We start from the raw sequence: 14,656 nt of genomic DNA, 5'->3' as shown, positions 1-14,656 counted from the left end.
GGCTACACGCGGTGGTAGCTGCCGCCGTCCCGGGTCCTGGCGAGCAGCCGGGCCTCGATCAGGTAGCGGCGGAGCGCCGGATAGTCCTCGTGGACGGTCCGCAGCGCGTCGTTGACCTCGCGTTCGCTGTAGGAGCGGCCGGGCTCGAAGAGCGTGTGGGCGAGGTGCACGAGCAGCTGCTGGCGCCGGGCGGCCTTGCGGGGAATGGCGATCAGCCGCCCCCGCGCGTCGAACAGGGCGGACACGTCGCTGCTGGTGCGCGGCTCGTTCTCACTCACGCGGGCAGCCTGGCAGCCGTCGCCCGGCAGGGCAACGCGTTTCCGGCGGGCACGGTCGCGGGCCGTCCCGCAGGGGTCCTGGCCGACGGGGCGGCGCAGGCACGGGGCGCACACGCCCACCGCACTGGCTGGCACGACGTCACCGTGCGTCTCCCCGCAAGAAATCCAGCAGACCGCGGTCCGTTCACTCGGTTGGCGCTGTCTGGGGCATACCTGGTTGCGGCGGCATGGTCGTGAAGCGGAGCTACAGGTGCCCGGTATGGGCCGGGCAGCCCTGGGCCTCCGTGCGTACCAGCGACGGACACACCGCATGCGGGTCGGGCACGGGTCTTGCGGCAGGACGGACAAGCCCGCCCCGGCCCCCAGGGGAGAAGGGCCGGGGCGGGCGGGGCGGGAATCAGGCGTGCTGGCGGAACCGGACGAGGGTCTCGGCGAGCACGTCGAGGCCGTCACGCGCCCACAGGACGTCGTTGAACAGCTCCACCTCGATCGGCCCGTCGTACCCCGCCTCCTCGACCCGGGCACGGAACCACGGGAAGTCCACGGCGCCGTCGCCGATCTGGCCGCGGCCGTTGAGCACCCCGGCGGGCAGCGGCGTGGTCCAGTCGGCGAGCTGGTAGATGGCGATGCGGCCCCCGGCGCCCGCGCGGGCGATCTGCTCGGCGATCCGGTCGTCCCACCACAGGTGGTAGGTGTCGACGGTCACCCCGACCTGCTCGGCCGGGAAGCGCTCGGCCAGGTCGAGCGCCTGCGCCAGCGTGGAGACGACGCAGCGGTCGGCGGCGTACATCGGGTGCAGCGGCTCGATCGCCAGCCGCACGCCGCGCTCGCCGGCGTACGGCGCGAGCTCGGCCAGGGCGTCGGCGATCCGCTCCCGCGCGGCGTGCAGGTCGCGGCTGCCGGGCGGCAGCCCGCCGGAGACCAGGACCAGGGTGTCCGTGCCCAGCGTGGCGGCCTCGTCGATGGCGGCGCGGTTGTCGTCCAGCGCGCGGGCGCGCTCCGCCGGGTCCTCGGCGGTGAAGAACCCGCCCCGGCACAGCGACGTCACGGTGAGCCCCGCCTCGCGCACGAGCCGGGCCGTAGCGTCCAGGCCGTGCTCGGCCACCGGCTCGCGCCACAAGCCGACGCCCTGGATGCCCAGGTCCACGCAGCCCTTGACCAGGTCGGGCAGTGACAGCTGCTTGACGGTCATCTGGTTGATCGAGAAACGCGCGGCGAGCGCGTTCCCGCTGGTGTCTGCCATGGTGTTCAGCCCTCCACGCCGTAGACCGCGAGCAGCCGCCGCATCCGGGACTCGGCGAGGCCGGGGTCCGGGAAGAGGCCGATGCCGTCGGCGAGTTCGTAAGCGGTGGCGAGGTGCGGCAGCGAGCGGGCCGCCTGGAGGCCGCCGACCATCGCGAAGTGCTCCTGGTAGCCCGCCAGCCAGGCGAGGAAGACCACGCCCGTCTTGTAGAAGCGGGTCGGCGCCTGGAACAGGTGGCGCGACAGCGGCACGGTCGGGTCAAGCAGCTTGCGGAAGCCCTCGGTGTCGCCGGTGTCCAGCACGCGCACGGCCTGTGCGGCAAGCGGCCCCAGCGGGTCGAAGATGCCCAGCAGCGCGTGGCTGAAGCCCTTGTCGTCCCCGGCGATCAGCTCGGGGTAGTGGAAGTCGTCGCCGGTGTAGCAGCGCACGCCGTCCGGCAGGCGCCGCCGCAGGGCGATCTCGCGCCCGGCGTCCAGCAGGGAGACCTTCACGCCGTCCACCTTGTCGGGGTGGGCGGCGATGATCTCCAGGAACGTCTCCGTCGCCGCGTCCAGGTCCTCGCTGCCCCAGTAGCCGGTGAGCGCGGGGTCGAACATCGGGCCCAGCCAGTGCAGGATGACCGGCTCGGACGCCTGCCGCAGCAGGTGCCCGTACACCTCGAGGTAGTCGCCGGGACCGGCCGCGGTGGCGGCCAGGGCGCGCGAGGCCATGAGGATGGCCTGCGCCCCGGTCTCCTCGACGACGGCGAGCTGCTCCTCGTACGCGGCGCGCACCTCGGCCAGCGACGGGGCGGGCCCGGCCGGGAGCTGGTCGGTGCCGACGCCGCAGGCGATGCGGCCGCCGGACGCGCGGGCCGCGGCCCCGGAGCGGCGGATGAGTTCGGCGGCTCCGGCCCAGTCCAGTCCCATGCCGCGCTGGGCGGTGTCCATGGCTTCGGCCACGCCCAGCCCGTGGGACCACAGGTGGTGGCGGAACGCCAGCGTGGCGTCCCAGTCGACCGCGGCGGGGCCGTCGGGGGTGGTGTCGGCGAAGGGGTCGGCCACCACGTGGGCGGCGGAGAAGACGATGCGGGAGGCGGGCGGCGGGGCCCCGTCCCGCGCGGCCGTCGCGAAGGCGGCGGGCTCGCCGCGCGGGGTGTACGCGCGCAGCGTCCCCGTCGCGTCTGGCAGTCGGATCACGGTGTGTTCACTTCCTCGCGGTCGCTCGTGTCGCGGGACGGGTCACAGGGTCAGCTCGGGGACGGCCAGGCGCTTGCCCTCCGCCGCCGAGGCCAGGCCGAGTTCGGCGAGCTGCACGCCGCGCGCGCCCGCCAGCAGGTCCCAGGTGTACGGCTCGTCGAGGACGACGTGACGCAGGAAGAGCTCCCACTGGGCCTTGAAGCCGTTGTCGAACTCGCCGTTGTCCGGCACCTCCTGCCACTGCTCGCGGAAGCGCTCGGTGGCGGGCAGGTCGGGGTTCCACACCGGCTTCGGCGTGACCGAACGGTGCTGCACACGGCAGTTGCGCAGGCCCGCGACGGCGGAGCCCTCGGTGCCGTCGACCTGGAACTCGACCAGCTCGTCGCGGTTGACGCGCACCGCCCAGGAGGAGTTGATCTGGGCGACGGCGCCGCCTGCCAGCTCGAAGATGCCGTAGGCGGCGTCGTCGGCGGTGGCCTCGTACGGCTCGCCCCGCTCGTCCCAGCGCCGGGGGATGTGAGTGCGGACAAGGGCCTGCACAGACTCGACGCGGCCGAACAGCTCGTGCAGGACGTACTCCCAGTGCGGGAACATGTCCACGACGATGCCGCCGCCGTCCTCCGCGCGGTAGTTCCACGACGGCCGCTGGGCGGACTGCCAGTCGCCCTCGAAGACCCAGTAGCCGAACTCGCCGCGCACCGACAGGATCCGGCCGAAGAAGCCGCCGTCGATGAGCCGCTTCAGCTTCAGCAGGCCCGGCAGGAACAGCTTGTCCTGCACCACGCCGTGCTTGATGCCGGCCTCGCTGGCGAGCCGGGCCAGCCGCAGCGCGCCGTCGAGGCCGGTCGCGGTCGGCTTCTCGGTGTAGACGTGCTTGCCCGCCGCGATGGCCTTGGCGATGGCCTCCTCGCGGGCGAGCGTGATCTGCGCGTCGAAGTAGATGTCGACGCTGTCGTCGGCCAGCACGGCGTCCAGGTCGGTCGAGACCGCGCCGGGGTCCAGGCCGTGCCGCTCGGCGAGGTCGCGCAGCGCGTGCTCACGGCGGCCGACGAGGACGGGCTCCGGCCAGATCACCGTGCCCTCGCTGTCGCCGGTCGGGATGCCGCCCTGCTCACGGATGGCGAGGATCGAACGGACCAGGTGCTGGCGGTAACCCATCCGGCCGGTCACGCCGTTCATGGCGATCCGGACGGTCCTGCGCCTGCCGTTGTCCCCCGCTGCTGCCTGCTCGCCCATCCCCGCTCTTCCTCCTTGGTAAGCGCTTTCTATCGCAGGAGAAGCTAACCTCTCCACAGCTGCTTGGACAAGTGGGAACGGAAAAACATGGCGGTCGGAACATGTCGGTGACGCTGGCAGACGTGGCGGCGCGCGCGGGGGTGTCGGCGGCAACGGTCTCCCGCGTGCTGAACGGCAACTACCCGGTGGCAGAAGCCACGAAGACACGGGTGCTGCGCGCCGTCGAGGAACTGGAGTACGTCGTCAACGGCCCGGCCAGCGCCCTGGCCGCCGCCTCCTCCGATCTGGTCGGCGTGCTGGTCAACGACATCGCCGACCCGTTCTTCGGGATCATGGCCAGCGCCGTCCAGTCCGAGCTCGCGCCGGACACCCCCGGGCCCGGCGGCAAGCTGGCCGTGGTGTGCAACACGGTCGGCTCCCCGGAACGCGAACTCACCTACCTCACCCTGCTGCAACGGCAGCGCGCCGCCGCCGTCGTCCTCACCGGCGGCGCCCTGGAGGACGCCGGCCACACGGCCGCCCTCGCCACCCGGCTGCGCCGCCTGGCGGCCTCGGGCGCGCGGGTGGTGCTCTGCGGCAGGCCGCCGCTGCCGCCCTCGCAGGAGCACGACGGCACGCCGCCGCCGCTGGCCATCACCTTCGATAACCGCGGCGGCGCCCGGGAGCTGACCGCGCACCTCATCGGCCTCGGCCACCGCCGCCTCGCCTACCTGGCAGGCCCCGCCAACCGCACCACGACCCGCCACCGCCTGGAGGGCCACCGCCAGGCGCTGGCGGAGGCCGGGCTGGCGGGCGACGCCGAGCGGCTCACCGTCTTCGGCCGCTACGACCGCGCCTCCGGCTACGAGGGCACGCTGCGGCTGCTGGAGCGCGAGCCCGGGCTGACCGCGATCGTCGCCGCCAACGACACCGTCGCCCTCGGCGTCTGCGCCGCCCTGCGGGAACGCGGGCTGCGGATCCCCGAGGACGTGTCGGTCACCGGCTTCGACGACCTGCCGTTCGCCGCCGACGCCGCGCCGGCGCTGACGACGATGTCGCTGCCGCTGGCCGAGGCCGGCGCCCTGGCCGCCCGCCTCGCTCTGGGGCGGGAGACCCCGTCCCCGACCGGCACGCACACCATCCGCGCCACGCTCACCCGCCGCGCCTCCACGGCGCCGCCGCCCCCGGGCCGCTCCTGACGCCCGCCGCTGCTGGGCATGTCCCTCACTCACGGCCGCCACTGACAACGGCGGACATCCGGCGCTGACGACCGCGGGGAGCGCATTCTGACGGTTCGTCAGCCCGCGCCGCCAGCTCTCCGGGCCCGGCCGCCGCCCCGCCCCCCCGCTCGCCCCGGCCGGGGCACGGCGGCGGCCCCGCGTCAGCCGGCCGCGAGCAGGTCACGGCGGCGGATGAGCCGGACCTGGCAGGCGTCCTCGGGGTCTCCGTCGGCCTCGAGGAGGAGGAGCACGGTCTCGATCGGCAGGTAGCACAGGCCCAGCAGCCAGCGCTGCACCAGCCGCCAGAACCCGGCGCGTGCGAAGCCGTGCGGCGGTATCCAGTCGCCGCCGGGGTCCCGCACGACGCGCAGCCGGAGCACGAACTTGCCGATGCTCACCCGCGTCGCCCAGGTCAGCAGCACCTGGTTGGCGAACGAGACCCCGAGCAGGCAGCCGATCAGCGCGGCCCAGTACGTCCCGGTCCCCATCTCGCCGGCGCTCTGGAACGCGAGGGCCGCGCCCCCGAGTCCGGCGACGCCGAGATCGATGAGCACGGCGAGCGTCCGGCGCAGCGAGTCGACCTCCGGCAGCGGCATCGGCCGGGGCCCCGGCTGCGGCCGGGGAACGGACGGAGAGGGCTGCCTCATCCCGGGCCGGGGCGGTGAGTTGTGGTACGTCATGCGCCGCATGATCGCCAGCGGAGATGACCCGCGCGTGACGCCGCCCGCGCTGCCGTACCCTGGCGGGCATGGCCGAGCCGCTCGCGACGGGACCGCTGGGGATGAGGCTGCTGGACTTCGCCCGGCTGCCCGAGGAGACGCGGTTCGACGACCCGCCCGTGGGCTACGTGCTGGTGGCGCTCTGGCACGAAGAGCGCGTGCTGTTCGTGCACGTCAGGGACCGCGGCTGCTGGGAACTGCCCGGCGGCGGGATCGACCCCGGCGAGACACCGCGCCAGGCCGCCGCCCGCGAACTGCGGGAGGAGACCGCGGAGACCGTGCCGCCGGCCGCGCTCCGCTTCACCGGCTTCGCCACCACGGCCCTCCCCGGCCGCCCGACGATCAGGGGCGCCGTCTACACGGCCGAACAGGCGGCCCCCGGCGGGAACTTCGCGGCCGGGAACGAGATCGACGCCGTCCACTGGTGGGACCTGACCACACCCCTTCCCGCCGGCCGTCTCCAGACCGTCGACGCCTACCTGGCCCGGCTGACCCGCCCCGGCCGCTGAACCGGCCCCGCTGCGGCCCGCTCCCTCGCCGTTCCCGGGCCTTTCCCACGCCGCTGACCTGCGCGATCGGGAATGCCGATGGGGCCATCATTTTCCTTCCCTAGGCGTTTGTAGACCCGGCCGTGGCGCGGCATCTAACGTCTTAGACGTCAAAGCCCCGCACGACCACGGACGGAACGATGGACGAGATTACGCGGCCCGCGATGGGGCGCTTCATTGTCACCAGTGTTTCTTCCGACGCCCACATGTGGAATCTGGTCTTTCTCCAGCTCTTACTCGAAGAGCGCGGAGGCGAAGTGTTCAATCTCGGCGCGTGCGTGCCCGACGACGTGATCATCGAGGAGTGCCTCCGCCTCCGCCCAGACGTCCTGGTCGTGAGCACCGTCAACGGCCACGGTCACCTGGACGGCCTGCGCCTCATCCGCAAGATCAGGAATCACCCGAATCTCTCCGGCATGCGTGTCGTCATCGGAGGAAAACTCAGCACGAAGGGCGCGGACAACGCCCAGTTCGCCGCCAGCCTCGTCGAGGCTGGCTTTGATGCGGCCTTCGAATCCGACGCCGGTCTCGCCGAGTTCGATTCTTTTCTCGGCGCGCTCGAGAATTCCGCCCCTGCCCCCCGCCAGCTCACCGCGAAAGGAGGCGCGTGATGACAAGCGTGCCGAGGACTGCGGCGGCGCCTCCGGCGCACGGCATACCCCAACCGGCGCAGCCACCGCAGGGCCGCTTCTCCCGCTTCGTCCGGAAGGCGCACGCACAGGGCCAGCTCGTCGTCCAGCCCCGCATGGGGTTCGGCGATCCCGGGATCATGCGCGAGGGTCTCGCCGCCGTCCGCGCGGCGCGCGGCACGGCTGTCGGCACCGTCACGGTCGACAGCTACACCCGCGTCAACGACCACAGGTCCGCGCGCATGGCGCTGCGTGAGGGCGCCGACCTCAACGGCTTCCCGGTCGTCGCGCACGGCGAGGAGACCACGCGGCAGCTGCTCGCCGGCCTGGCCGGCGAGGACTTCCCGGTGCAGTTCCGGCACGGCTCAGCCCTGCCGCAGCAGCTGTTCGCCACGCTCGTGGCCGCGGGCGCCGACGCCACCGAGGGCGGCCCCGTCTCCTACTGCCTGCCGTACAGCCGGGTGCCGCTGCCGGACGCCACCGAGGCGTGGGAGGAGTGCTGCCGCATCCTGGCCGACGTCCCCGAGACGGTGCACCTGGAGAGCTTCGGCGGCTGCATGCTGGGCCAGCTGTGCCCGCCGGGCCTGCTGGTGGCGCTGAGCATCCTGGAGGGGATGTTCTTCCGGGAACACGGCGTGCGCAGCATCTCCCTGAGCTACGCCCAGCAGACGCACCCGGACCAGGACATGGAGGCACTGGCCGCGCTGCGGCGGCTGGCCAGCGAGTGGCTGGGCGACATGGACTGGCACGTCGTTCTCTACACGTACATGGGTGTCTACCCCCGCACCTCGGTCGGGGCCTTCCGGATGCTGGAGGACAGCGCGCGCCTGGCCGTCCGCAGCGGCACGGAGCGGCTGATCGTCAAGACGGCGGTCGAGGCCCACCGCATCCCCACCATCGCCGAGAACGTGGACGCCCTCGAGTTCGCCGCCGCCGTCGCCGAGGACGAGGCCCGCGCGGGCGGGACCGTGGCCGGCGTGCCGTCCACCGGCATCTACGAGGAGGCGGCGACGCTGATCAGGTCGACGCTGGAGTTCGGGGACGACGTGGGGTCCGCCCTGGTGGCCGCCTTCGCCCACGGCCACCTGGACGTGCCGTACTGCCTGCACCGCGACAACGCCAACCGCTCGCGCGCCAGCGTCGAACCCGGCGGCACACTGCGCTGGTCCGACCCGGGGGCGATGCCCGTCGCAGGCGGCACGGGCACGGCCGGGACCGTCACGGCGCGGTCACTGATCGACATGCTCAGCTACAACGAGCGCCGGTTCGACCGCGAGCAGCTGGCCGGCTCGGTGCTGAAGGGACTGCGATGAACGCCGCGATCACCACCAGGACCACCAGGACCGCCACACCCCTGGCCGCCGCCGGTCCGGTGCTGTCCCGGGTACGCGCAACCGGCTCCGTGCGGGCCGTCGTCAGCCGCGGGATACGCGGGCTGTCGCTGCCCGGCCCCGACGGCCGCTGGGAGGGCCTGGACGCCGACATCGCCCGGGCCGTCGCCGCGGCGGCCACCGGCGACGCGGAGGCCGTCACCTGGCTGCCGACGGACCCGGCCGACCGCCTGGCGCGGCTGCGGGCCGGGGAGGCCGACCTGGTGACGTCCAACCTGACCTGGACGTTAGGGCGCGAGGCGCATGAGCCGGTGCTGTTCGCCGGCGTGACCTGCTACGACGGCGAGGGCTTCCTCGTCCGCGAGGCCGACGGGTTCGCCAGCCCGGTGGACCTGGCGGGCCAGCGGCTGGCCGTCCAGACGGGCACGACCAGCGCGTCGAACCTCGCCGCCTGGTTCGGTGCCCGCGGGCTCAGCGTGGAGCCCGTCGCCTACGCCACGCCGGACGAGGCGCTGGCCGGCTACGCCTCCGGCGAGTGCGCCGCCTACGTCCTGGACCGGATCGCGCTGGCCGGGGCGCGCGCGGGCCTGCCGGACCCCGGGGCGCACACGCTGCTGGAGACCACGATCTCCCGGGAGCCGATGGCGATGGCCGTCAGCGACACGGACGTCTCCTGGTTCCGGATCTGCCGGTGGGTGCTGTCCCTGCTGTTCGCGGCCGAGCACGACGCGGCGGCGGTGGCGGCGGCCGGCGCCCACGGCCCGGCGCTGGGCCTGGACGAGGACTGGGCCGCGCGCGTGATCGCCGCGGTCGGCACCTACGGCGACATCTACGACCGGCACCTGGGCGCCGGATCGGCGCTCGGCGTACCGCGCGGCGCCAACGCGCTGTGGACGGACGGCGGTCTGCACTACGCGCTGCCGCTCCACTGACGCCACCCACGACCCCTGCCACCCGTACACCCGTACATCCCGAAACTCTGACCCGCTCACCCCGTTTTCCGGAGGCTATGTCATGAGCACGACCGAAGCGCCGTCCCGCGAGTCACGCGGCGCCGTCGAACTCACCACGGCCATGCTGCTGTCCGGCACCCTCGGCGTCTTCGTCGTCGAGTCCGGCGCCTCGTCCTTCAACGTCGTCTTCTTCCGCTGCGTGTTCGGCACGCTGTTCCTGGCGCTGTACTGCCTGGTCCGCGGCTTCTTCAAGAACCACGGCTTCACGCCCAAGAAGCTCGGCCTGGCGGCCCTCGGCGGCGTCTTCATCGTCTTCAACTGGGCGTTCCTGTTCGAGTCCTACGACTCGACATCGATCTCGGTCGCCACGGTCGTCTACCACACGCAGCCGTTCTTCGTGGTCCTGCTCGGCGCCCTGCTGTTCAAGGACCGGATCACCGCGCACAAGGCCGGCTGGCTCGTCGTCGCCTTCCTCGGCCTGATCCTCGTCTCAGGCGTCTCCGCGTCCGACCTGTCCGGCGGCAGCGACTACCTGATCGGCGTGGGATACGCCCTGCTGGCCGCCCTCTTCTACGGGCTGTCCACGATCATCACCAAGCGCGTCTCCGGCGTGAAGCCCCACCTCGTCGCCCTGGTGCAGGTCCTGCTGGGCATCCCCCTGCTGCTGCCCTTCACCCAGCTGGCGGAGGCGTCCGGCTTCGGCAGCGGCTGGCTGTGGCTCGTCGGTCTCGGCTTCATCCACACCGGCGTGATGTACGTGCTGATGTACTCCTCCTACCAGAAGCTGCCGACCTCGAAGATCGCCGTCCTGGCCTTCGTCTACCCGGCCGCCGCCATGGTCTGCGACTGGGCCGTCTACGGGCACAGCGTCAGCCTCGTCCAGGCCCTGGGCATCCCGCTGATCGTCGCGGCCAGCCTCGGCATCAACCTCGGCTGGCACCCCCGCTTCCTGCGCCGGGCGGCCGCCCCCGCGGTCACCACGCCGCAGCCGCCCGAGCAGCCGGCGGCCGCCGCCGCGCCGCGCGCCCGCAGCACCGTCTGACGGGCCCGGCGCCCCGGCCCCCGCACGGTCCACCGGAAAACCCCGCGGCACCGCCCACGTCACGCCCGCCCGTCACGAAGGGAACCGCCATGCCTCTCGTCACCGACCCCGCTGCCCCGCGCGTCGCCGTCGTCGGCGCCACCGGAGTCGTCGGCACCACCCTGCTCCAGCTGATACAGGACCGCGGCTTCCGCTACCGCGACCTCCACCTGGTCGCCTCCGCCCGCTCGGCCGGCCGGACGGTCACCGTCGAGGGCCGCGACTACCCGGTGCACGACCTTGACGGCTTCGACTTCAGCCGCGCCGACGTCGCCTTCTTCTCCGCCGGCGGCTCGGTCAGCAAGACCTGGGTGCCCAAGGCCACGGCGCACGGCGTCCTGGTCATCGACAACACCAGCGCGTTCCGCATGGACCCCGATACCCCGCTGGTGGTGCCGCAGGTCAACGCCCACGAACTGGACACCCGCCCCGCCAGCGGCATCATCGCCAACCCCAACTGCTCCACCATCCCGCTGGTGCGGCTGCTGAAACCCGTCGAGGAGCGGTGGGGCATACGCCAGGCCGTCGTCAGCACGTACCAGGCCGCCTCGGGCGCCGGGTACTCCGGTATCAACGAGCTGCGTGAGTCGGCCCAGGCCGTGCTCCAGGACCCTGACGGGCCAGGCGTCTCCGGCGTCTTCACCCCCTCGCTCGGCTTTGACCTCATCCCCAGCATCGACCGGCAGCTGGATGACGGCTTCACCTTCGAGGAGCGCAAGATGCTCCAGGAGTCGCGCAAGATCCTCGGCCTGCCGCACCTGGACGTCACGACCACCTGCGTGCGGGTGCCCGTGGTCAACTCCCATTCCGAGGCCGCCTGGATCGAGTGCCACACCCCCGTCGACCGCGAGGAGCTCGTCGCCGTCCTGGACGGGCTCGAGGAGGTGGTCGTCCACGACCGCGAGGTACTGGGCGCCTTCCCGACCCCCCGCACCGCCGGCGACCCCAACTCCGTGCACGTCGGGCGGGTGCGGGTCTCCCCCGACAACCCGCGCGGCTTCTGGCTGTGGATCGTCGCGGACAACGTCCGCATCGGCGCCGCCCTGAACGCCCTGCAGATCGCCGAGGCGCTGACCGTGCGAGGTGTGCTGTGAGAACGCCCGGCGTGCTGAAATTCGGCGGCTCGACCTTCCCGGACTACGACGCCTACGGGCTCATCGCCGAGGCGCTGGCCGGCCGGGTCCACGACGAGGAGCGGCACTTCGCCGTCGTCGTCAGCGCCATGCCGGGCGAGACGGAGCGCCTGCGGGAGCGCCTCACCACGGTCAACCCCCACCCGGAGGACGCCTCCATCGCCGGCCTGCTCACCCTGGCCGACACGGTCAGCGCCCACCTGCTGGCCAGCGCGCTCCACCGCCGCGGCATGACGGCGACCGTGCTGGCCGGCCACCAGCAGGGGCTGCGCACGGACGCCACGTTCGCGCGGGCCCGGCTGGCCCACCTCGACCCCGGGCCGCTGCGGCAGGCCCTGGCCGCTCACCAGATCGTGCTGGTCCCCGGCGGCCAGGCCGCCGACGAGCAGGGCCGGCCCACCTGGCTGGGCAAGAACAGCTCCGACCTCTCCGCCGTCCTGGTGGCCGCGGCGGTCGGCGCGGACACCTGCGAGATCCACTCCGACGTGGACGGCGTCTACAGCGCCGACCCGAACCAGGTCACCGGCACCCGTCTGCTGCGGGAGGTCACCTACGACACCGCGGCGCTGCTGTCGGCCCACGGGGCGAAGGTGCTGCACGCCCGCTCCGTCAAGGCCGCCAAGCAGTACGGCATCACCCTCGTCTGCCGCGTCAACCGCCCGCCCTTCCGCACCGGCACGGTCATCGGCCCGGAAGGCGCCCCGGTCGCCGGGGTCGTGCTCAACGAACGCTCCCGCGTCCTGGCCTTCGCCACCGCGGAGGAAGCGGACAAGGCGCACAGCGTCTTCCGCTCCGAGGGAGTGGAGACCGTGCGGCTGGAGGGCGGCGCCCACATCGCCGTCATCGGCGGCTACCTCGACCTCGAAGGCTTCCTGGACCAGCACGGCCTGCCCCGCCCGCAGCTGCTCGGCATCCCCGTCACGCAGATCCAAGGCAGCCAGGTGACCACGCACATCGCCGAGGACGCCGCGGCGGCCCGGCAACTCGCGCAGCGGCTCCACGACGACCAGTACTGAACCTCTTACCGGCACCCCGTCACCACTCGTCAGACAGGAGGAATCACGTCATGACCACCGCCACCGTCTCCCCCGCCAGCGAGCAGGCCCGCCCGCAGACCCTCGACCTGATCGAGCTGCCCGACGCGGTGCGTGACGACCTCGGCAGGCTGCTGGCGGCCGAGCCCGATCCGACGGCCGACATCGACCGCGCCATGGCCCGTTACCACCAGATCTTCGCCCGCCTGCCGCTCGACCTGCTCCAGCGCATACTCGACTTCGGGCGGCACACCGACACGGCCGGCGTCGGATACGTCCGGAACCTGCCGGTGGACGAGACCCTGCCGCCGACGCCCGAGAACGGCGGACCGGCCACCAGCAAGCCGTCGTTCGTCGCCGAGGGCGTGCTGCTGGGCCTGTCGGGCCTGCTGGGGGAACCCGTCGGCTTCCTCACCGAGAAGAAGGGACAGCTGATCCACGACGTCATCCCCGTCGCCAGCGGGGCCATGACGCAGACCAACCAGGGCTCCACCGTCTTCCTCAACTTCCACAACGACATCGTCCACGACTCCATCGGCCGCTACGACGTCAGCAACCCCGACTTCCTGGTGCTGAGCTGCCTGCGCGCCGACCACGAGGGCGTCGCCGCCACGCACTACGCCGACGCCCGCGACATCGTCCGCGCCCTGGACGACCGCACGGTGGAGCTGCTGCGCAGCCCGGTGTTCCGGCTGAACGCCCCCGGCAGCTACTGCCGTGACGTGGCCAAGACCGACGAGGTGCTGTCGGACCCGGTCGCCATCCTCAACGGCCCCGAGGACTCACCCGAGATCTCCTCGTCGGCCAACGGCGTGCGCGGCATGACCAGCGCCGCCGAGGCGGCGCTGGACCGGCTGCAGGCGGCCTGCCGCGAGGTGTCGCACACCGTCTACCTGCGGCCCGGTGAGGCGCTGCTGATCAACAACCGCAAGGGGCTGCACGCGCGCACCCCGTTCACCGCCCGGTACGACGGCGCGGACCGCTGGCTCCAGCGCACCTACGTGCGGCGCAACCAGTGGACGATCAGGTACCGGCGCGCCGCCGGTGAGCGCCGCGTCCACTACTGACCCGGCGCACCCGCCGCCCACACGCCAAGGGCCGGCCGCACCCGCGGCCGGCCCTTGGCGCTGCCGGTGCCGGAGACAACCGCCCGCCCCGGCGGCGCGCTACCCGCCGCCCCTCAGCCGCGGTTCCTGGGCGACCAGGCTCAGCGTGTGGTCGATGAACAGCTGCATCTCCCGGGTCAGCCGCTTGCCCTGACGCCACGCCAGCTGCGTGTGCACGGCGAACGGCACCTTCCACGGCAGCACCGCGATCTCCTTGCGCTCGACCTCCTGCCGGACGGTGATCTCCGGCAGCAGCGCGACGCCGAGCCCTGCCATGACGCCCCGCTTGATGGCTTCGATGGTGCCGAACTCCAGGAAGGAGACCGGCTCGTCGAACTGCTCCTCGAACAGGTCGCGGTAGGCGCAGCCCGTCTCGGTCGCCAGCAGTGCGGTGGAGGCCAGGTCGGCCAGCGTCACGGACGCCGCGGCGGCCAGCGGGTGGCTGGGCGCGGCGATGAGCACCAGCGGCTCCTCGAGGAGCACCACGGAACTCAGCCCGGGGTGAACGGTCTCCTGCTCCATCAGGAAGCCGATGTCGAAGGTGCCGTGGCGCAGCGCGTGCCGGGTCTCCGCGCACAGGCTGGGCCGCATCGACAGCTGGAGGCGGGGGTAGCGGTGGTGGAAGAATTCCAGGAGCGGGGGGATGCGGTAGGAGGTGATGGACTCCATGGTGCCGATGACCAGCGTGCCCGCAGGCTCGTTGCTGCCGGTGACATCGGACCGTGCCTCTTCGGTCAGCGTAAGGATCTGGTCGGCGTAGACGAGCAGCCGCTCTCCCGCCTCGGTGAGACGGATCTTCCCGCCGATCCGGTCGAATAATTCGACGCCGAGCGAGTCCTCCAGGGCGCGGATCTGGCTGGTAACGCTCGACTGCGCATAGTTCAGCTCCTGGGCGGCTCGCGTGAAGCTGAGGAGAGCAGCGGTCTTCTGAAAGGTCACCAGGTGCCGTAACTCCATGCAGCTCCCCCTTCAGTCGATTAAACGTTCG

Annotated in this window: 15 protein-coding genes; 9 read left to right on the top strand and 6 right to left on the bottom strand. The window is 72.6% G+C overall.

The window, feature by feature from the left end:
- Nucleotides 1-2: 2 nt before the first annotated feature.
- The 4 genes from JK356_RS21730 to JK356_RS06790 form a co-directional block, all read right to left on the bottom strand.
- Complete coding sequence (locus tag JK356_RS21730; RefSeq protein ID WP_307815432.1) at nt 3-278, bottom strand: DUF2087 domain-containing protein; 276 nt, start codon at nt 276-278, stop codon at nt 3-5.
- Nucleotides 279-675: 397 nt separating this feature from the next.
- Nucleotides 676-1,521 (bottom strand): sugar phosphate isomerase/epimerase, encoded by an 846-nt coding sequence (locus tag JK356_RS06800; protein WP_201866632.1) that lies wholly within the window; start codon nt 1,519-1,521, stop codon nt 676-678.
- A 5-nt stretch (nt 1,522-1,526) separates the two neighbouring features.
- The gene (locus tag JK356_RS06795; RefSeq protein WP_201866631.1) at nt 1,527-2,699 is read right to left on the bottom strand and encodes a dihydrodipicolinate synthase family protein; all 1,173 of its coding nucleotides are present in this window, start codon (nt 2,697-2,699) and stop codon (nt 1,527-1,529) included.
- A gap of 42 nt (nt 2,700-2,741) precedes the next feature.
- Nucleotides 2,742-3,935 (bottom strand): Gfo/Idh/MocA family protein, encoded by a 1,194-nt coding sequence (locus JK356_RS06790; RefSeq protein ID WP_201866630.1) that lies wholly within the window; start codon nt 3,933-3,935, stop codon nt 2,742-2,744.
- Between the two features lie 101 nt (nt 3,936-4,036).
- Here JK356_RS06790 and JK356_RS06785 point away from each other — a divergent pair, with 101 nt between their 5' ends.
- The gene (locus JK356_RS06785) at nt 4,037-5,113 is read left to right on the top strand and encodes a LacI family DNA-binding transcriptional regulator (protein WP_201866629.1); all 1,077 of its coding nucleotides are present in this window, start codon (nt 4,037-4,039) and stop codon (nt 5,111-5,113) included.
- A gap of 182 nt (nt 5,114-5,295) precedes the next feature.
- On the opposite strand, the gene JK356_RS06780 is transcribed toward JK356_RS06785, so the two are convergent.
- A complete protein-coding gene (locus JK356_RS06780) occupies nt 5,296-5,814 on the bottom strand; it encodes an RDD family protein (RefSeq protein ID WP_201866628.1) in 519 nt (172 codons plus the stop codon).
- Nucleotides 5,815-5,882: 68 nt separating this feature from the next.
- On the opposite strand from JK356_RS06780, the gene JK356_RS06775 reads away from it, so the two are divergent.
- The 8 genes from JK356_RS06775 to JK356_RS06740 all read left to right on the top strand — a co-directional run bounded on the left by JK356_RS06775 (nt 5,883) and on the right by JK356_RS06740 (nt 13,629).
- Nucleotides 5,883-6,362 carry an NUDIX hydrolase gene (locus JK356_RS06775; RefSeq protein ID WP_201866627.1) on the top strand — a complete coding sequence of 160 codons (480 nt, stop codon included), beginning with the start codon at nt 5,883-5,885 and terminating at the stop codon, nt 6,360-6,362.
- A gap of 179 nt (nt 6,363-6,541) precedes the next feature.
- Nucleotides 6,542-7,012: a cobalamin B12-binding domain-containing protein gene (locus tag JK356_RS06770; protein ID WP_236670856.1), complete on the top strand. Its 471-nt coding sequence runs from the start codon at nt 6,542-6,544 to the stop codon at nt 7,010-7,012.
- The gene (locus JK356_RS06765) at nt 7,012-8,343 is read left to right on the top strand and encodes a methylaspartate mutase (protein WP_201866626.1); all 1,332 of its coding nucleotides are present in this window, start codon (nt 7,012-7,014) and stop codon (nt 8,341-8,343) included. The genes JK356_RS06770 and JK356_RS06765 overlap by 1 nt, the downstream gene beginning before the upstream one ends.
- A complete protein-coding gene (locus JK356_RS06760; protein WP_201866625.1) occupies nt 8,340-9,293 on the top strand; it encodes a transporter substrate-binding domain-containing protein in 954 nt (317 codons plus the stop codon). Before JK356_RS06765 ends, JK356_RS06760 begins: the two co-directional genes overlap by 4 nt.
- Nucleotides 9,294-9,375: 82 nt before the next feature.
- Nucleotides 9,376-10,356 carry a DMT family transporter gene (locus tag JK356_RS06755; protein ID WP_201866624.1) on the top strand — a complete coding sequence of 327 codons (981 nt, stop codon included), beginning with the start codon at nt 9,376-9,378 and terminating at the stop codon, nt 10,354-10,356.
- An 89-nt stretch (nt 10,357-10,445) separates the two neighbouring features.
- Nucleotides 10,446-11,489: an aspartate-semialdehyde dehydrogenase gene (locus JK356_RS06750; protein ID WP_201866623.1), complete on the top strand. Its 1,044-nt coding sequence runs from the start codon at nt 10,446-10,448 to the stop codon at nt 11,487-11,489.
- Complete coding sequence (locus JK356_RS06745; RefSeq protein ID WP_201866622.1) at nt 11,486-12,544, top strand: aspartate kinase; 1,059 nt, start codon at nt 11,486-11,488, stop codon at nt 12,542-12,544. The genes JK356_RS06750 and JK356_RS06745 overlap by 4 nt, the downstream gene beginning before the upstream one ends.
- 50 nt (nt 12,545-12,594) lie before the next feature.
- Nucleotides 12,595-13,629: a TauD/TfdA family dioxygenase gene (locus JK356_RS06740; RefSeq protein WP_201866621.1), complete on the top strand. Its 1,035-nt coding sequence runs from the start codon at nt 12,595-12,597 to the stop codon at nt 13,627-13,629.
- Nucleotides 13,630-13,728: 99 nt separating this feature from the next.
- Here the strand turns inward: JK356_RS06740 and JK356_RS06735 are convergent, their stop codons facing one another.
- Nucleotides 13,729-14,607 (bottom strand): LysR family transcriptional regulator, encoded by an 879-nt coding sequence (locus JK356_RS06735; protein ID WP_307815431.1) that lies wholly within the window; start codon nt 14,605-14,607, stop codon nt 13,729-13,731.
- Between the last annotated feature and the right edge of the window lie 49 nt (nt 14,608-14,656).

The organism is Streptomyces sp. 7-21, assembly GCF_016741785.1.
Classification (GTDB): Bacteria; Actinomycetota; Actinomycetes; order Streptomycetales; family Streptomycetaceae; genus Streptomyces.
Note: the sequence above shows the minus strand (reverse complement) of the source record. Positions and strands in the feature narration are given on the sequence as shown.

Coding starts and splice junctions, on each gene's coding strand:
- JK356_RS06785 (WP_201866629.1), top strand. CDS start 4,037: ATGTCGGTGACGCTGGCAGACGTGGCGGCGCGCGCGGGGGTGTCGGCG.
- JK356_RS06780 (WP_201866628.1), bottom strand. CDS start 5,814: ATGACGTACCACAACTCACCGCCCCGGCCCGGGATGAGGCAGCCCTCT.
- JK356_RS06800 (WP_201866632.1), bottom strand. CDS start 1,521: ATGGCAGACACCAGCGGGAACGCGCTCGCCGCGCGTTTCTCGATCAAC.
- JK356_RS06770 (WP_236670856.1), top strand. CDS start 6,542: ATGGACGAGATTACGCGGCCCGCGATGGGGCGCTTCATTGTCACCAGT.
- JK356_RS06790 (WP_201866630.1), bottom strand. CDS start 3,935: ATGGGCGAGCAGGCAGCAGCGGGGGACAACGGCAGGCGCAGGACCGTC.
- JK356_RS06760 (WP_201866625.1), top strand. CDS start 8,340: ATGAACGCCGCGATCACCACCAGGACCACCAGGACCGCCACACCCCTG.
- JK356_RS06765 (WP_201866626.1), top strand. CDS start 7,012: ATGACAAGCGTGCCGAGGACTGCGGCGGCGCCTCCGGCGCACGGCATA.
- JK356_RS06750 (WP_201866623.1), top strand. CDS start 10,446: ATGCCTCTCGTCACCGACCCCGCTGCCCCGCGCGTCGCCGTCGTCGGC.
- JK356_RS06755 (WP_201866624.1), top strand. CDS start 9,376: ATGAGCACGACCGAAGCGCCGTCCCGCGAGTCACGCGGCGCCGTCGAA.
- JK356_RS06775 (WP_201866627.1), top strand. CDS start 5,883: ATGGCCGAGCCGCTCGCGACGGGACCGCTGGGGATGAGGCTGCTGGAC.
- JK356_RS06740 (WP_201866621.1), top strand. CDS start 12,595: ATGACCACCGCCACCGTCTCCCCCGCCAGCGAGCAGGCCCGCCCGCAG.